The following is an 18,256-nucleotide window of genomic DNA, read 5'->3' on the forward strand; positions in this document are numbered from 1 at the left end:
ATACGTTACTCGCGTGAGCGAAATCCCGCGTGACCCGGTGCGTCCGTTTGCGCCACCCCGGTCACCGCCTCTCGCCGGCGGCGGGAACCTCGCAACGGGCAACGAAGCCGGACACGGACTGTCACGTAACTCGTTCGAGACCCGCCGCCGAGGTTTGCGAGACTGGTGCGGTGAGCAGCGCACCCCCCGCCCCCCGTGTCATCGCCGTCGTCGGCCCCACCGCGGCCGGAAAGTCCGACCTCGGCGTCTTCCTGGCCCAACGGCTCGGCGGGGAGGTCGTCAACGCCGACTCCATGCAGCTGTACCAGGGGATGGACATCGGCACCGCCAAGCTGACGCCCGAGGAGCGCGCCGACGTCCCGCACCACCTGCTCGACATCTGGGACGTGACCGTCACGGCCTCCGTCGCCGAGTACCAGCGGCTCGCCCGCGCCCGTATCGACGCCCTGCTCGCCGAGGGCCGCTGGCCGATCCTGGTCGGCGGCTCCGGGCTCTACATCCGCGGCGCCGTCGACAACCTGGAGTTCCCCGGCACCGACCCCGAGGTCAGGGGCCGCCTGGAGGAGGAACTCGCGTTGCGCGGCGCCGGCGCCCTGCACGCCCGGCTGTGCGCCGCCGACCCCGACGCGGGCCGCGCGATCCTGCCCAGCAACGGGCGGCGTATCGTCCGGGCCCTGGAGGTGATCGAGATCACCGGCCGGCCCTTCACCGCCAACCTGCCGGGCCATGACTCGGTGTACGACACCGTCCAGATCGGTGTCGACGTGGGCCGCCCCGAGCTCGACGAGCGCATCGCGCTGCGCGTCGACCGGATGTGGGAGGCCGGGCTGGTGGACGAGGTGCGCGCACTGGAGGCGCACGGGCTGCGCGAGGGCCGTACGGCGTCGCGCGCGCTCGGCTACCAGCAGGTCCTCACGGCGCTGGCCGGGGAGTGCACGGAAGCGGAAGCGCGCGCCGAGACCGTTCGTGCCACCAAGCGCTTCGCGCGCCGTCAGGATTCATGGTTCAGGCGCGACCCCCGGGTGCACTGGTTGAGTGGGGCCGCGGCGGACCGCGAGGAACTTCCGCGGCTGGCCCTGGCGTTGCTCGAACGACCGGTCACAGCCTGATCACGTCATGGCATCGGGATGCGCCACCGGTCATCGAGGCCTCCGGCGCCGTGCCATCATCGAGCTTCGATCGCAAGTGGAGTCCTAGTTGGGAGGGCGCGTGGCGATGGAGGCCGGCCCTCGCGACACCGCACGAGACACCGAGCATGTCGCCGTGGAACCGGATGATCCGGACGAGGGCGAGGACCGACTGACGCCGGACGGTCCGGACGACACGGTGGGCGGCGGGGTGACCGCCGACGGCCCCGAGCCGGAGGAGATGTTCACCAGCGGTCCTGAAGTCGAGGTGGAGCTCCGCCCGCAGCGTCGTCTGCGCCTGTGGCAGCTGGCCCCGATCGTGGGCCTGGCCGCGGTGGGCTCCCTGATGTTCGCCTTCCCGCTGGCCTTCGACTTCGGCGACAGCGGCGCGGTGATCGCGATGCTGGGTCTGCTGATCTGCTCCTGCGCGGCAGGCTGGGGCATGATGGCGGCCCGCCGGGTGGGCTACACCCTGCCGGGCTTCCCCGCGAGGGGCTCGGAGCGCAGGCCCGACTGGCGCGTGGTGATCGGTTACGTGGTCCTGGTTGCGCTCGTGGTCGTCCTGGCTGTCTGGCGAGTGGCGCGACTGCGCTGAAAAGCGCCCGGGGCCAGGGCGGCCCCGTAGGGGTACGGGGCGGTACCGATATGCGGCTCCGAAGCGTGATCATGGGCTGTATCGAGATGCGACTTCGCAGCGTGATCGATCGGTGTGCCGATATGCGGCTCCGCAGCGTGATCGATCTGTGGCTTCGCCGCGTGGGCGCGATCAGCCCCACCATCCCGCGGCCGAACCACCACGCACCCCTCCCGTACCCTCGAAGAATGCGCATCCCCTTCCTCAAGGGCCACGGCACCGAGAACGACTTCGTGATCGTCCCGGACCCGGACAACGCCCTGGACCTCACCCCGGCCGCCGTAGCCGCCCTCTGCGACCGCCGTGCCGGTCTCGGCGCGGACGGCGTGCTGCACGTCGTCCGGTCCGCCGCGCACCCCGAGGCCGAGGGGATGGCCGCCGACGCGGAGTGGTTCATGGACTACCGCAACGGCGACGGCTCGATCGCCGAGATGTGCGGCAACGGCGTCCGCGTCTTCGCCCGCTACCTCCAGTACGCCGGTCATGTCACGGAGGGCGACCTCGCCGTCGCCACCCGCGGCGGCGTGAAGACCGTCCACATCGCCAAGGACGGCGACGTCACCGTCGGCATGGGCAGCGCCCGCCTCCCCGAGAGCGACGTCACGGTGAGTGTCGGCGACCGCACCTGGCCCGCCCGGAACGTGAACATGGGCAACCCGCACGCCGTCGCCTTCGTCGAGGACCTCGCGCACGCCGGCGACCTCTACAGCCCGCCCCCCTTCAGCCCCCCGGCGGCCTACCCCGAAGGGGTCAACGTCGAGTTCGTCGTCGACCGCGGCCCCGGCCACGTCGCGATGCGCGTGCACGAGCGCGGCTCCGGCGAGACCCGCTCCTGCGGCACCGGCGCCTGCGCGGTCGCCGTGGCCACCGCCCGCCGCGACGGCGCCGACCCCGCCGTCACCGGAACCTCGGCGACGTACACCGTGGACGTGCCCGGCGGACGCCTCGTCATCACCGAACGACCCGACGGCGAGATCGAGATGACGGGCCCCGCCGTGATCGTGGCCGAAGGCGAGATCGACGCCGATTGGCTGGAAAACGCCGCCCGTTGAGCCGGCCGGACGTCGTGAACCGTGGTCGGGAGCGTCGTACAACATCCAATTCCACGGCCCGCGTTGCCTCCGGTGGCGAGAAACGTCGACCACCCCCCGAACAGGTGGCGCAAAATCGTAAACCTCCAAGTCGTCGCTCGAATGGGTGATCCGTTTCACGCTGGGCGGGAGGCGGTCAGTCGGGCGTGTTGGGCTCGGTAGCATCAAGCACCGGCACGGACGGGGGAATGTCGCCAATCCCTGAGCCGTTGTATGCCCAGGGATCCCGTCCGCCGGTCCACGAGCCGGAGGTGCCCATGAGTGCGGAGGCCACGAACCCTGCGACGCCCGGACCTGTAGTGCCCACAGCGGCCCGCAGGAAGGCCCGCCCCCGGATCGACCTGCGCCGGCTCGGCCGGGCCGCGCTCCTCGGCAACGCGACCCGCGGCAAGCTGCCCGACGCCATCGGCCATGTGGCCGAGGCGCACCGCGCCCACTACCCCGACGCCGACCTCGAACCCCTGCGCCGCGCCTACGTACTGGCCGAGTCCTCGCACCGCGGCCAGATGCGCAAGAGTGGCGAGCCGTACATCACCCACCCCCTCGCGGTCACCCTGATCCTCGCCGAACTCGGCGCCGAGACCACGACCCTGACGGCGTCTCTGCTCCACGACACGGTCGAGGACACCGATGTGACCCTCGACCAGGTGCGGGAACAGTTCGGCGAGGAGGTCCGTTACCTGGTCGACGGGGTGACCAAACTCGAGAAGGTCGACTACGGGGCCGCCGCCGAACCCGAGACGTTCCGGAAGATGCTCGTCGCCACCGGCAGCGACGTCCGCGTGATGTCGATCAAGCTCGCCGACCGGCTGCACAACATGCGCACCCTCGGCGTGATGCGCCCCGAGAAACAGGCCCGCATCGCCAAGGTCACCCGTGACGTCCTCATCCCGCTCGCCGAACGGCTCGGCGTGCAGGCCCTGAAGACCGAGCTGGAGGACCTGGTCTTCGCGATCCTGCACCCCGAGGAGTACGCGCACACACGGGAGTTGATCGCCGAGAACGCGGCCCGCGGGGACGATCCCCTCGCGGAGATCTCCGACGAGGTGCGCGGGGTACTGCGCGAGGCCGACATCCCCGCCGAAGTCCTCATCCGGCCACGCCACTTCGTCTCCGTCCACCGCGTCAGCCGCAAACGCGGCGAACTGCGCGGCGCCGACTTCGGCCGGCTGCTGGTGCTGGTCAACGAGGACGCGGACTGTTACGCCGTGCTCGGCGAACTGCACACCTGTCTGACCCCGGTGGTCTCGGAGTTCAAGGACTTCATCGCCGTACCGAAGTTCAACCTGTACCAGTCGCTCCACACGGCGGTGGCCCGCGCCGACGGGCAGGTCGCCGAAGTCCTCATCCGCACCCACCAGATGCACAAGGTCGCCGAGGCCGGTGTCGTCGCCCTCGGCAACCCCTACGCCCCGGCCGCCGACGCGCCCGGCTCCGACGCCCCGGCCGACGACGAGCGTGCCGACCCGACCCGCCCCGGCTGGCTCTCCCGCCTCCTCGACTGGCAGAAGGCCGCGCCCGACGCCGACACCTTCTGGTCCACCCTCCGCGAGGACCTCGCCCAGGACCGGGAGATCACCGTCTTCCGCCCCGACGGCGGCACCCTCGGCCTCCCCGAGGGCGCCACCTGCGTCGACGCCGCCTACGCCCAGTACGGCGAGGACGCGCACGCCTGCATCGGCGCCCGGGTCAACGGGCGACTCGCCACCCTCAGCACCGTCCTCAAGGACGGTGACACCGTCCAGCTGCTGATGGGCCAGGACCCGGCCTCCGAACCCTCCCGGGAGTGGCTGGAGCACGCCCACACGCCCGCCGCGCGCATCGCCATCCAGCGCTGGCTCGCCACCCACCCGGACAGCGCCGAGGAGCCGCACGCCCCCGTGGCCGTACCCACCCGCCCGATCCCGGAGCCCCAGGCAGCCACGCCCCGCACCGCCAGCGCCGTGGTCGTCGACCGGCCCGACGCGACCGTACGGCTGGCCGGCTGCTGCACCCCCGTACCGCCCGACGAGGTCACCGGCTTCGCCGTGCGCGGGGGAGTGGTCACCGTGCACCGCGTGGCCTGCGCCTCGGTGGCGCACATGAAGGGCACCGGGCGCCCCGAGGCCGCCGTGAGCTGGGGCGACAGCACCGCCTGCCGGGTCACCCTGGTCGCCGAATCGTTCGGCCGCCCCCATCTGCTCGCCGACCTCACCGAGGCGATGGCCCAGGAGGGCGCCGAGATCGTCTCGGCCACCGTGGAACCACCCAGCCAGCAGCGCGTCCGCCACACCTACACCGTCGAGCTCCCCGACGCGGCCCACCTGCCCGCCCTGATGCGCGCGATGCGCAACGTGGCCGGGGTGTACGACGTCGACCGAGCGCAACACCAGTAAGGCGGCCGTCCGAGCCGACGGCAGGCGCGTCTGAGCTACTCGTTCGAGTGGTTCGGGCGCGCGTCGTCGCCGGCAGCCGGGAGCGCGCTGGTAGCGGTGGTTCATGTCGCTCACCCTCCGCGCCCGTCGGCCCAGGCGCCGGCACGCCGCCCTGCTCGCCTCCGCCGTCTCCGTCGCCCTGCTCGGCGCGAGCGCTCCGCCGACCTCGCTGGGCATCGGCGACCGGCTCTTCCCGAACCTCGGCAACCCGGGGTACGACGTGGCGTCCTACGACCTCTCCTTCACCTATCCCGGCAACAACGACAAACCGCTCCAGGCCGTCACCACCATCGACGCCTGGGCCACCACCGACCTGGACCGGGTCAACCTGGACTTCGCGCACGGCAAGGTCGAGTCCGTCGAGGTCGACGGCCGGGCCGCCGCCTTCGACAGCACCGGCGACGACCTGGTCGTCACCCCGGACCAGCCGCTGCGGCAGGGCAGCTGGACGCGGATCACCGTGAAGCACACCAGCGACCCGGTGCCGGCCAAGGGCCAGGACGGCGGCTGGGTGCGCACCACCGACGGGCTCGCCATGGCCAACCAGGCCGACGCCGCCCACCTGGTCTTCCCGTGCAACGACCACCCGTCCGACAAGGCGATGTTCACCTTCCACATCACCGCCCCGAACGGCTACACCGTCGTCGCCAACGGCCTCCCCACCGACTCCGCCCGGGTCGGCCGGCAGACCACCTGGACCTACCGCACCCAGCACCCCATGGCCACCGAACTGGCCCAGGTCTCCATCGGCCGCTCCGCCGTACTGCACCGCACCGGCCCGCACGGCCTGCCCGTCCGGGACGTCGTCCCGAGCGCCGACGCCAAGACCCTCGAACCCTGGCTGGCCAAGACCCCGGACCAGATCGCCTGGCTGGAGAGCAAGGTCGGGACGTACCCCTTCGAGACCTACGGCGTGCTCATGGCACAGGCGTCCACAGGCTTCGAGCTGGAGACCCAGACCCTCTCCCTCTTCGAGAAGAAACTGTTCACCGAGCCCGCGTACCCCAAGTGGTACATCGAGTCGATCATGGTGCACGAGCTGTCCCACCAGTGGTTCGGCGACAGCGTCAGCCCGCACGTCTGGTCGGACGTATGGCTGAACGAGGGCCACGCCACCTGGTACGAGGCGCTGTACGCGCAGGAGAAGGGCAAGCGGCCCATGATCGACCGGATGAAGGCCGCCTACGGCGCCTCCGACCGCTGGCGCGCCGCCGGCGGACCGCCCGCCCTGCCCAAGGCGCCCGACCCCGGCCAGAAGATCAGCATCTTCCGCCCCAACATCTACGACGGCGCCGCCCTCGCCCTCTACGCCCTGCGCCAGGAGATCGGCAAGCCCGCCTTCGAGCGCCTGGAGCGGATCTGGGTGCAGCGCCACAAGGACGCCACCGCCACCACCGCCGACTACGTGAAGCTGGCCTCCGCGGTCGCGAACCGCGACCTCACCGGCTTCTTCCACGCCTGGCTGTACGGCGAGAAGACCCCGCCGATGCCCGGCCACCCGGACTGGAAGCAGACCCCGGCCCCGGACAAGCAGGCCAAGAGGTGACGGCGGCGCGGCCCCCGGAATAACACGGTGCCGTGACGGGTCGTACCGTGCGACCATCATGGGGTCGGCGCGGTACGGGTCACGGGGAATCTCCCGGGGTACTCGTACGTTGAAGCAGTGAACGCCGATTTCGGCATCCCCATCGACGTAAGGACCCAATGACCTCCTCTTCTTCCCCTTCCCAGGACACCAGGCGCCTCGCGCAGGACTACCCCGAAGGTCTTCGGGCCGATGCCCTGATGGAAGAGGACGTCGCCTGGAGCCACGAGATCGACGGAGAGCGGGACGGCGACCAGTTCGACCGCTCCGAGCGCGCGGCCCTGCGCCGCGTGGTGGGCCTCTCCACCGAGCTCGAGGACGTCACCGAGGTCGAGTACCGACAGCTCCGTCTGGAGCGGGTCGTGCTGGTCGGGGTGTGGACCACGGGCACCGTGCAGGACGCGGACAACTCCCTCGCGGAGCTGGCCGCCCTCGCCGAGACGGCGGGTGCGCTCGTGCTCGACGGTGTCATCCAGCGCCGCGACAAGCCCGACGCGGCCACCTACATCGGTTCCGGCAAGGCCCTGGAGCTGCGCGACATCGTCGTCGAAACCGGGGCGGACACCGTCATCTGCGACGGTGAGCTGAGCCCGGGCCAGCTGATCCAGCTGGAGGACGTCGTCAAGGTCAAGGTCATCGACCGGACCGCCCTGATCCTGGACATCTTCGCCCAGCACGCCAAGTCCCGAGAGGGCAAGGCGCAGGTCGCGCTGGCACAGATGCAGTACATGCTGCCGCGCCTGCGCGGCTGGGGTCAGTCGCTGTCCCGGCAGATGGGCGGCGGCTCGGGCGGCGGCCTCGCCACCCGTGGTCCCGGTGAGACCAAGATCGAGACGGACCGGCGGCGGATCCGCGAGAAGATGGCGAAGATGCGCCGGGAGATCGCGGAGATGAAGACCGGCCGCGATATCAAGCGCCAGGAGCGCAAGCGCCACAAGGTGCCGTCCGTCGCCATCGCGGGCTACACCAACGCCGGCAAGTCCTCTCTGCTCAACCGCCTCACCGGCGCCGGTGTCCTGGTCGAGAACGCCCTGTTCGCGACCCTGGACCCGACGGTCCGCCGCGCGGAGACCCCGAGCGGCCGCCTCTACACGCTGGCCGACACCGTCGGCTTCGTGCGCCATCTGCCCCACCACCTGGTCGAGGCGTTCCGTTCCACCATGGAGGAGGTCGGCGAAGCCGACCTGATCCTGCACGTGGTCGACGGCTCGCACCCGGTGCCGGAGGAGCAGCTGGCCGCCGTCCGCGAGGTGATCAGGGACGTCGGTGCCACCGACGTACCCGAGTTCGTGGTGATCAACAAGGCGGACGCGGCCGACCCGCTGGTCCTCCAGCGGCTGCTGCGCAACGAGAAGCGCTCGATCGCGGTCTCGGCCCGTACCGGCCAGGGCATCCAGGAACTCCTCGCCCTGATCGACGACGAGCTGCCCCGCCCGTCGGTCGAGATCGAGGCCCTGGTCCCCTACACACACGGCAAGCTGGTCGCCCGCGCCCACAACGAGGGCGAGGTCCTCTCGGAGGAGCACACCGCCGAGGGCACCCTGCTCAAGGTCCGGGTCCACGAGGAACTGGCGGCGGAACTGACGCCGTACGTCCCGACGCCGGCTGCGTAACGACCGCTGACGTGAGGCCCGCCCCCTTTCAAGGGGGCGGGCCTCACGTCTTTTGTCTTTGAGGGGCGCGGGGCAGTGTCGATATGCGGCTCCGCCGCGTGAGCGCGATCAGCCACGATGGCGAGTCAGCCGCCCAAGCACCAGCACCGGTCGTGCCCGGTGTCGCGGCGGCGGTCGGCGTACCCGCCTACGCCGGTGTGCACACGGCGTGCTACGGCGAGTCGGCGACCCTCACCACCCTCACTGATCAGCAAACTCCTTGCTCACCGCCTCATACACACCCTTGGCCACATCACCGAACCGCGGCCCGGCCAGCCACCCCGAACTCACCGGTCCGATCGACGTGTTGGACACCAGCGCCGCCTTGCCGTCGGCACCTGTCTCCACCCAGCCGCCACCGGACGCCCCGCCGGTCATCGTGCAGCCGATCCGGTACATCGTCGGCGCCGACGCGTCGATGGACAGCCGCCCCGGCCTGTCCGCGCACTGGTACAGCAGCGACCCGTCGTACGGCTTCGCCGCCGGATACCCGGTGGCCGTGATGCTCGACACCTTCGGAACGGCCGGGGCGCCGAAGTTCACCGGAAGTGCCGAACCGACCGTCTCCTCAAGGGACTTGCCGCCACTGCCCTGTTCCGGTGTCACATGGATCACGGCGTAGTCGTACGACGCGCCGTCGCCGCCCGTCTCCCCGCCCTGGTTGATCCACTGCTGCGAGGTCTGCGCCCCGTCTCCCCACCAGACGCCGTACGGCGCGATCTGGGAGCGGGTCGCCTGCGTGAGCGCCGTGCCGGTCAGCCCCTGGTCGTTGTACGACGGCACGAACGCGATGTTGCGGTACCAGCCGCCGTTCTTGCCGGCGTGCACACAATGGCCCGCCGTCCACACCAGGTTGGACTTGCCCGGGTGCGTGGGGTCCTCGACGACCGTCGCCGAGCAGACCATCGTGCCCTCGGGGGAGTCGAAGAAGACCTTCCCGGCGGTGGCCGCGTTGGCGTGGTAGGTCGGCCGCACGGCCTTCGCCTCGACAGCGTCCGGCGTCGGGTCGGTCACCCCCTGGTCACCGGAGAGGTCGTTGTCGTCGACGCCCTTGTCCTTGTCCGGGTCGTTGGCGTCCCGCATCCGGTCCGGGTCCCACAGGCCCTTGATGATGGGGTTGATGAAGTCGTTGGCCTCGCGCAGCCAGTCGCCCTTGTTCCAGTTGTTCCAGGCGCCGTTCTTCCACTTGTCGATGTCGATCCCGTGCTCTTTGAGCTTGTTCTTGATGTCGTCCGGGATCTTGATCTTGCCGTCGCCGGTGTCGGCCGTGGCGGACGCGGACGCCGGGCCGCCCGCGTTGTCGTCGCCGGAGCTGTCGCAGGCGGTGGCGGTCAGCGCCAGCGTCGAGGCGAGGGCGACGGCCGCCAGCGCCCGGGGCGCGCCCCTTCGAAGGGTGAACGACGGCCGGATGGATCGCATGGTGGTGACTCCCCCTGTCGGTAAGGAACTTCAGCGCCACACACTATGCGCTCGCTGTGCGGGGCTTCCCATGGAAGGGCAACGGTTTCGCTACGGGCCCTCCGCCCGGACAACCCCGCTCACCTGCCCCTCCGGCCCCAACCGCCCTCCGCCGGCACGACGCCCTCACCAGCGCGGGAGCCGCGGCTCGAACTCCGGCTGTCGATTGGTGGGCCCTTGTCCGGCGGGCCGAACGACGGCGGCGAACAGGTAAGGAGCAGGGAAAGGGCGCGGCAAGGATTTTGAGGCAACCCGTAACCCGCTGGGCGGTCCGGGGTTGGTAGCGGTGGGGGTTCCGCTGCCTGTGCCCGGTGCCCGCGATCAACTCGCCTCTGAACAGCGGGGAGGACAGCGAACCGTGGCCGTGACGGAGTCGGTGACCGGGGGGACGTTCGGGGGAGCGCACGCGGCGCACGAAGGGATCCTGAGACGTCAGTCGGCGCGCGAGTCGCGGGCCCGGACCTACGCGCGCGCCCTCCCCATCGTGCCGGTGCGGGCCCGCGGCCTGACCATCGAGGGCGCCGACGGCCGCCGTTACCTGGACTGCCTCTCCGGCGCCGGTACCCTCGCGCTCGGCCACAACCACCCGGTGGTGCTGGAGGCGATCCGCAAGGTCCTCGACTCCGGCGCCCCGCTCTCCGTCCTCGACCTGGCGACCCCCGTCAAGGACGCCTTCATCACCGAACTGTTCCGCACCCTGCCGCCCGGCCTCGCGGACCGCGCCCGCGTCCAGTTCTGCGGGCCCGCCGGTACGGACGCCGTGGAGGCCGCCTTCAAACTCGTCCGGGCCGCGACCGGCCGAACCGGCATCCTCGCCTTCACCGGCGCGTACCACGGCATGACCACCGGCGCGCTGGCCGCCTCCGGCGGAGCCGGCGACGTCAGCGTGGCCCGGCTGCCCTATCCCCAGGACTACCGCTGCCCGTTCGGCGTCGGCGGCCCGGGCGGCGCCGAACTCGGCGCCCGCTGGACCGAGTCCGTCCTCGACGACCCCAAGTCCGGCGTCCCACTGCCCGCCGGGATGATCCTCGAACCCGTCCAGGGCGAGGGCGGGGTGATCCCGGCACCGGACGACTGGCTGCGCGGGATGCGCCGGCTCACCGCCGACCGCTCCATCCCCCTCATCGCGGACGAGATCCAGACCGGGGTGGGCAGGACCGGCGCCTTCTGGGCCGTCGAGCACAGTGGGGTCACCCCCGACGTGATGGTCCTCTCCAAGGCCATCGGCGGCAGCCTCCCCCTCGCCGTCGTCGTCTACCGCGACGACCTCGACGTCTGGGAACCCGGCGCCCACGCCGGCACCTTCCGCGGCAACCAACTCGCCATGGCCGCCGGCACGGCCACCCTCGCCCACGTCCGCGAGAACGGCCTCGCCGAACGCGCGGGCCTCCTCGGCTCCCGAATGCTCTCCCAACTGCGTTTCCTTCAGGAGGAGTTCGCGTGCGTGGGTGATGTGCGGGGGCGGGGGCTGATGATCGGGGTGGAACTGGTGGACCCGGAGGGGGAGGGGTGTGCGGGGGCAGCGGAGGAGGGGTGGGCGGAGGCCGCGGGATTTGCGGGGGTTGCGGGACAGGGGCGCGTGCGCGCGGTGGGCGCTGCGGGAGAGGGCGAGGTCAGGGGCTCCGGTGAGGCGGTGGAGATGCGGGGCGGCGCCTTGGATGCCGGTGCCATCGGCGGGGGTGGCTTGTGCGGTGGTGCCATCGGCGGGGATGGCTGGGACGGCGACGCTGTGGGCGGGGGTGACTGGAGCGGCGGCGGGGTGAGCCGGGGCGCCCGGGGTGGTGGCGGGGTGAGCCGGGGCGCCCGGGGTGGTGGCGTGGTGAGTGGGGGTGGCCGGGGTGGTGGCGTGGTGAGTGGGGGTGGCCCCAGTGGTGGTGGCGCGGTAGGTGGGTGGGGCGGTGCGGGTCGGCCCCGGCCGCACCCCGCCGCTCCCGAACTGGCCTCTGCCGTGCAGCGCGCCTGCCTGGAACGGGGCCTGATCGTCGAGCTCGGCGGCCGCCATGCCGGTGTCGTACGACTCCTGCCGCCGCTGACCATCACCGACGAACAGGCGACCGCCGTCCTGGACCGCCTCGCCGACGCCGTGGCCGCGGTGGCCCGCGACCCGGCCGCCCACGGCGTCCGGCAGTCTCGCCGACCCGACGGCCGCAAGGAGCCGGCCGGCCGGCCCACTCACCCGGAACGGGCCGACCGGCCACCGCGCCCGCAATGACCCAGCCGAGCGGATCGCCCGGAGGGAACCGGCCCGCCGGACCATCCGGCAGGCGCCTGCCCGCCGTACCGCCGAGGGCGGCAGGCCGGCCGCCCGGCGTCGCCGAACCGCCGTCAGCAGGCCGGCCGCCCGGCGCCGAACCGAACCAGTCGGCCGGTGCGCCTGGAGGAGACCGGCCGGCCCGGCCGACCCGTGCATGAGACCCCACATCGTCCACACCTCTCTCGTAAGGACAGTCAGCACTCAATTCACCCCTGATCAGCCGAGTTCGCCGCGTACGACGGCCAACGCCAACGGCCACTCCGCACCGCCCGAGCCCCGAGGAACCCCCTTGAACGCCACCCCCGCCCCTGACGACCACGGAGACCAAGGCCCACAGGGACGCCCCGTTCCGCTCGCCGAGTCGGTTCCCCAGCAACGTGGCCGTGCTGTCCAGCCCGAGCAGCCTCGCGACGACACCGGGGACCTTCTGGAACACCCCGACCCGCACGCCGCCGCCCAGGCCGCCGCCGTGGAGAACCTCCTCCGCTGCTGGGTACGCGAGACGGACCTCCCCACGCCCGATACCGGCACCCTGCGCATCCCGCTGCCCGCCAGCGGTACGGCCCTGCTCACCCCGGTCCGCCACTGGTCCCCGACCGGCTGGCACCGATTCGGCCCACCCCGCCTGGCGGGCGCCCCCGACACCGCCCCACCCGTCGACGCGCTCACCCTCGCGGCCCTGCTCACCCGCGAGACGGCCGGAGCCGCAGGATGCACGGTGGGCCGAGCCCAGCGCGTTCTCGGTCACGTCGATGGGTACGCCGGCCGAGCCGACGGCAGCGTAGGGCCGGCCGAGGGCACCGCCCCCCAAGCCAACGGCGGTTCCGACCAAGCCAACGGCGGTCCCGTCGAGGTCAACGGCGGTTCCGTCCACCCCGACCGCGGTTCTGTCCACCCTGACCGAGGTCCTGTCCGCGCCGAAAGCCACTCCCGCCTCGCCGAAGGCACCCCCCGCACTCAGGCCGTTCCCGACGCTTGCGACCTCGTGGCCCGGGTCGCCGACTCCCTGCGCCGCACGGTCACCTTCATCACGGACCGGCGGGCCCACCCCGCCGACGGCCCCGACCGTTTCCTCGCCGCCGAGCAGGCTCTCCTTCTCGGGCATCCACTGCACCCGACCCCGAAGAGCCGCGAGGGCCTGACCGACTCCGAAGCCCGGCTCTACTCACCGGAGTTGCGCGGCTCCTTCCCCCTGCACTGGATGGCGGTCGCCTCCTCCCTGCTCGCCACCGACTCGGCCTGGACCGAGCGCGGCCGCCCCGTCCCCGCGCCGCACCTCATGGAGAGCCTGGCCGGCGCGCCCCTGCCCCTGCCCGATGGCTACGGCGCCGCCCTGCCCCTGCACCCCTGGCAGGCCCGCGAGGTCCGCCACCGCGAGACGACCGCCGCCCTTCTCGATGCCGGTCTCCTGCGCGACCTGGGCCCCCTCGGCGCCCCCTGGTATCCCACCTCCTCCGTGCGAACCGTTCACCGCACCGGCGCCCCCGCCATGCTCAAGCTGTCGCTGGGCCTGCGCATCACCAACTCCCGCCGGGAGAACCTCCGCAAGGAACTCCACCGAGGCGTCGAGGTGCACCGCCTGCTGCGCACCGGCCTCGCCAAGCAGTGGCAGGCCGCCCACCCCGGCTTCGACATCGTGCGCGACCCCGCCTGGCTGGGCGTGGACGGCCAGGACGGCCGGCCCGTGCCCGGACTCGACGTGGTGATCCGGCACAACCCGTTCACCCCCGCCGACGACGTGTCCTGCCTCGCCGGGCTGGTCGCACCCCGCCCCCTCGACGTCCCTGCCGCCGACGGCGGTCCCCGGCCGTACCGGTCCCGGCTGGCCCGGGTGATCGCCCGGCTCGCCCAACGCACCGGTCGCCCCGTCGGCGCCGTCAGTGCCGAGTGGTTCCTGCGCTACCTGGAGCAGGTCGTCCGTCCGGTGCTCTGGCTCGACGGCGAGGCCGGTGTCGCCCTGGAGGCACACCAGCAGAACACCCTGCTCCTGCTGGACGCCGACGGCTGGCCCGCCGGCGGGCGCTACCGCGACAACCAGGGCTACTACTTCCGCGAGTCCCGGCGGGCAGAACTCGACGCCCGGCTGCCCGGCATCGGTGAGCACAGCGACACCTTCGTCTCCGACGAGGTCACCGACGAACGCTTCGCCTACTACCTCGGCATCAACAACGTGCTCGGTTTGATCGGCGCGTTCGGCTCCCAGCGGCTTGCGGACGAGCGCCTGCTGCTCGCGGCCTTCCGCCGTTTCCTCACCGACGCGGCCTCCGGACCCGCCCGGCTGCGCACCTCCTTGCCCGGCCGCCTGCTCGACTCACCCGTCCTGCGCTGCAAGGCCAACCTGCTGACCCGGCTGCACGGCCTCGACGAACTCGTCGGCCCGGTCGACACCCAGTCCGTCTACGTCACCATCGCCAACCCCCTCCACTCCTGACCGCCCGACCGCCCTGACCACGCCGACATCATGACCGGCCCTCCAACCACCGCCCGACCTCCACCACCTGTCATTGACCGACCTCCACCGCCCTTCATTGACCGACTCCACCGCCCTTCGTTCGCCGACCTCCATCCACCTCACCGACCGAGGAACATGACCCACCTCGTCTCCTGAGAGGAGCGCACCATGCCTCCCACCGACGCGAGCGCCGACGCAGGCCCCGTGCCGGTCCACCCCGTCCACCCCGGCCGCTCAGGTCCCGCCGAGGACACCCGGGACTGCGAGGACACCCTGGACCTCCGCCTGCCCGCCGAACTCCTCGCCCTCTTGGCCGGGAAGGCAACCGGCCCCGATCCCGGTGGGACGGCCCACACCGACGTCGGCGGGACGCCCGGCCCCGACAGCGGTGGCGGAGGACTGCCCGCACCGACCGCACCGGACGGCCTCCGCACCGCCCCGACCACCCAGGTCCAGGCCCCCGCGCTCGACCTCGAACGTGCGGTCGCACCCGCCCATGAACGAGCAGCCGCACTCGACGACGAACGAGCGGCCGCCCTCAGTCACGAACAACCGCCCCCGCTCGCTCCCGGCCGTCGGACTCCACACGCTCCCGACGGACCGCCCCCGCTCGCTCCCGGCCGTCGGACTCCACACGCTCCCGACAGACCAACCCAGCTCCACCACGACCCACTGGACCCGCTCGGCCCGCTCGACCTGCTTGATCAGCTCGCCACCTGGGGTCCCACCGAGACCCCCGTCGGCGCCTTCCACCTCGTGCCGGTCCATGTCGACCGCGACCTGCCGATCATCAGCCGCTGGATGAACGACCCCGCCGTGGCCGCGTTCTGGCAGCTGGCCGGCTCACGGGCGCAGACGGAGGACCACCTGCACGCCCAGCTCGCGGGAGACGGCCGCAGCGTGCCCTGCCTGGGCAGGCTCGACGGCACCCCGATGAGCTACTGGGAGATCTACCGGGCCGACCTGGATCCGCTCGCCCGCCACTATCCGGCCCGCCCGCACGACACCGGGATCCACCTCCTGATCGGCGATGCCGCCGACCGGGGGCGGGGACTGGGGTCCGCCCTGCTCAGAGCCGTGGCCGATCTCGTACTCGATCACCGCCCCGCCTGCGCGCGCGTCGTCGCGGAGCCCGATCTTCGCAACACCCCCTCCGTGGCCGCCTTCCTCGGCGCGGGCTTCCGCTACGGTGCCGAGGTCGACCTGCCTGCCAAACGGGCCGCCCTCATGATTCGAGACCGGTCCCTACGTCATCTGATGTAGCGCTGAGTAATGGCGCGTACACATGTAGTACGAAGCGGCCGCCGATCAAGTTCCCGGCCACTCGGAAGAATTCGGAAGATTCCAGTTCCCGGCCGCCCGGGAGAAATCGGCACGGTCGAACCGCCGGGCCTGCCCTTTCCTCCGTGCGCCTTCCTCATCCCCTCCTCAGCCCACCTGTCCAGGAGCACCCGGCGTGATCCCATCCCACGTCCCCGCCTTGATCGCCCGATTGTCAGTGCCGGGCCGTAGGGTGGTCGCGCTATGACGAAGCCCTCACTCCCTGAACTCCTGCATGCCGCTGTCACAGCTGTCGGCGGTACGGAGCGCCCCGGCCAGGTGACCATGGCCGAATCGGTCGCCGAAGCGATCGACGACGGATCCCATCTGCTGGTCCAGGCCGGCACCGGCACCGGAAAGTCGCTCGGCTATCTGGTGCCCGCGCTGGCCCACGGGGAGCGGGTCGTCGTGGCGACGGCGACCCTTGCCCTGCAGAGACAGCTGGTGGAGCGGGATCTGCCGCGCACCGTCGACGCCCTGCACCCGCTGCTGCGCCGCCGCCCGGAGTTCGCGATGCTCAAGGGCAGGTCGAACTACCTGTGTCTGCACCGGCTGCACGAGGGCGTGCCGCAGGACGAGGAGGAGGGCCTCTTCGACCAGTTCGAGGCGGCGGCGCCGAGCAGCAAGCTCGGCCAGGATCTGCTGCGGCTGCGTGACTGGGCGGACGAGACCGAGACCGGTGACCGTGACGGCCTCACCCCGGGCGTCTCCGACAAGGCCTGGGCCCAGGTCTCGGTCTCCTCCCGGGAGTGCCTCGGCGCCTCCAAGTGCGCCTACGGCGCCGAGTGCTTCGCCGAGACGGCCCGCGAGCGCGCGAAGCTCGCCGATGTCGTCGTCACGAACCATGCGCTGCTCGCGATCGACGCCATCGAGGGTGCCCCGGTGCTGCCGCAGCACGAGGTGCTGATCGTGGACGAGGCGCACGAGCTGGTCTCGCGGGTCACCGGCGTGGCCACCGGCGAGCTCACCCCGGGTCAGGTCAACCGCGCGGTCCGGCGCGCCGCCAAGCTGGTCGACGAGAAGGCCGCCGACCAGCTCCAGACCGCCGCGGAGGGTTTCGAGCGGCTGATGGAGCTGGCCCTGCCGGGCCGACTGGAGGAGATCCCGGAAGACCTCGGCTATGCCCTGGCGGCCCTCAGGGACGCCGCCCGCACCGTGATCTCGGCGATCGGCACGACCCGTGACAAGTCGGTCCAGGACGAGGACGCGGTCCGCAAACAGGCGCTGGCCTCGGTGGAGACCGTGCACGACGTGGCGGAGCGGATCGTGAACGGCTCCGAGTGGGACGTCGTCTGGTACGAACGCCACGACCGCTTCGGCGCCTCCGTGCGGGTCGCCCCGATGTCCGTGTCGGGCCTGCTCCGGGAGAAGCTCTTCGCCGACCGCTCGGTCACCCTCACCTCGGCGACTCTCAAGCTCGGCGGCGACTTCAACGGCGTGGGAGCCTCCCTGGGCCTCGCTCCGGAGGGCATCGAGGGCGATGACCTCCCGCAGTGGAAGGGTGTCGACGTCGGTTCCCCCTTCGACTACCCGAAGCAGGGCATCCTCTATGTCGCCAAGCACCTGTCGCGCCCCGCGCGCGACGGCGACCGTGCCGACATGCTGGACGAACTGACCGAACTGATCCAGGCGGCCGGGGGCCGCACCCTCGGCCTCTTCTCCTCGATGCGAGCCGCCCAGCAGGCCGCAGAGGAGCTGCGTGTCCGGATTCCCGAGTTCCCGATACTCCTCCAGGGCGAGGAGACCCTCGGCGAACTGATCAAGAACTTCGCGGCGGACCCCGAGACCTGTCTGTTCGGCACGCTGTCGCTGTGGCAGGGCGTCGACGTCCCGGGCCCCAGCTGCCAGCTGGTCGTCATGGACAAGATCCCGTTCCCGCGCCCGGACGACCCGCTGATGAGCGCCCGGCAGAAGGCCGTCGAGGACGCCGGCGGCAATGGGTTCATGGCGGTCGCCGCCACCCACGCCGCGCTGCTGATGGCCCAGGGCGCGGGCCGGCTGGTCCGGGCGTCAGGGGACCGGGGTGTGGTCGCCGTACTCGATCAGCGGTTGGCCACCGCGCGGTACGGCGGCTATCTGAAGTCGTCACTGCCCGACTTCTGGTACACCACGGACCGTAACCAGATCCGGAAGTCGCTGGCGGCCATCGACGCGATGGCACGGGAGGCGGAGACGAAGTGATCGCGGGTGAGCCCGTCCCGGCCAGGGACGGGCTCACCCGCGATCCGAAGAGGCGGTCACCCGCGATCCGAAGAGGCGGTCACCCGCG

At 71.8% G+C, this 18,256-nt stretch carries 11 protein-coding genes; 10 read left to right on the plus strand and 1 reads right to left on the minus strand.

What is annotated here, in order from left to right:
* Positions 1-170 precede the first annotated feature (170 nt).
* The 6 genes from miaA (at position 171) to hflX (ending at position 8,464) form a co-directional block, all read left to right on the plus strand.
* The gene (gene miaA, locus AB0D59_RS41990) at positions 171-1,109 is read left to right on the plus strand and encodes a tRNA (adenosine(37)-N6)-dimethylallyltransferase MiaA (RefSeq protein WP_362576549.1); all 939 of its coding nucleotides are present in this window, start codon (positions 171-173) and stop codon (positions 1,107-1,109) included.
* 106 nt (positions 1,110-1,215) lie between these two features.
* Positions 1,216-1,722 (plus strand): hypothetical protein, encoded by a 507-nt coding sequence (locus AB0D59_RS41995; RefSeq protein WP_362576562.1) that lies wholly within the window; start codon positions 1,216-1,218, stop codon positions 1,720-1,722.
* 227 nt (positions 1,723-1,949) lie between these two features.
* Positions 1,950-2,813, plus strand: a complete 864-nt coding sequence (dapF, locus tag AB0D59_RS42000) for a diaminopimelate epimerase (RefSeq protein WP_362576550.1) — start codon at positions 1,950-1,952, stop codon at positions 2,811-2,813.
* A gap of 296 nt (positions 2,814-3,109) precedes the next feature.
* A complete protein-coding gene (locus AB0D59_RS42005; protein ID WP_362576551.1) occupies positions 3,110-5,227 on the plus strand; it encodes an HD domain-containing protein in 2,118 nt (705 codons plus the stop codon).
* A gap of 103 nt (positions 5,228-5,330) precedes the next feature.
* A complete protein-coding gene (locus tag AB0D59_RS42010) occupies positions 5,331-6,812 on the plus strand; it encodes a M1 family metallopeptidase (protein WP_362576552.1) in 1,482 nt (493 codons plus the stop codon).
* Positions 6,813-6,970: 158 nt separating this feature from the next.
* Positions 6,971-8,464, plus strand: coding sequence for a GTPase HflX (gene hflX / locus AB0D59_RS42015; protein WP_362576553.1), 1,494 nt, complete (start codon positions 6,971-6,973; stop codon positions 8,462-8,464).
* 240 nt (positions 8,465-8,704) lie between these two features.
* Here hflX and AB0D59_RS42020 read toward each other — a convergent pair whose 3' ends face one another.
* Positions 8,705-9,922, minus strand: a complete 1,218-nt coding sequence (locus tag AB0D59_RS42020; protein WP_362576554.1) for a hypothetical protein — start codon at positions 9,920-9,922, stop codon at positions 8,705-8,707.
* A 397-nt stretch (positions 9,923-10,319) separates the two neighbouring features.
* On the opposite strand from AB0D59_RS42020, the gene AB0D59_RS42025 reads away from it, so the two are divergent.
* From AB0D59_RS42025 to AB0D59_RS42040, 4 genes are all read left to right on the plus strand, one after another.
* Positions 10,320-12,173: a diaminobutyrate--2-oxoglutarate transaminase family protein gene (locus AB0D59_RS42025; protein WP_362576555.1), complete on the plus strand. Its 1,854-nt coding sequence runs from the start codon at positions 10,320-10,322 to the stop codon at positions 12,171-12,173.
* A 331-nt stretch (positions 12,174-12,504) separates the two neighbouring features.
* Positions 12,505-14,646 (plus strand): IucA/IucC family protein, encoded by a 2,142-nt coding sequence (locus AB0D59_RS42030; RefSeq protein WP_362576556.1) that lies wholly within the window; start codon positions 12,505-12,507, stop codon positions 14,644-14,646.
* A 420-nt stretch (positions 14,647-15,066) separates the two neighbouring features.
* On the plus strand, positions 15,067-15,930 hold the full coding sequence (locus AB0D59_RS42035) for a GNAT family N-acetyltransferase (protein WP_362576563.1): 864 nt from the start codon (positions 15,067-15,069) through the stop codon (positions 15,928-15,930).
* Positions 15,931-16,191: 261 nt separating this feature from the next.
* Positions 16,192-18,168 carry an ATP-dependent DNA helicase gene (locus AB0D59_RS42040; protein WP_362576557.1) on the plus strand — a complete coding sequence of 659 codons (1,977 nt, stop codon included), beginning with the start codon at positions 16,192-16,194 and terminating at the stop codon, positions 18,166-18,168.
* Positions 18,169-18,256: the final 88 nt, after the last annotated feature.

The organism is Streptomyces sp. NPDC048417, assembly GCF_040651615.1.
Classification (GTDB): Bacteria; Actinomycetota; Actinomycetes; order Streptomycetales; family Streptomycetaceae; genus Streptomyces.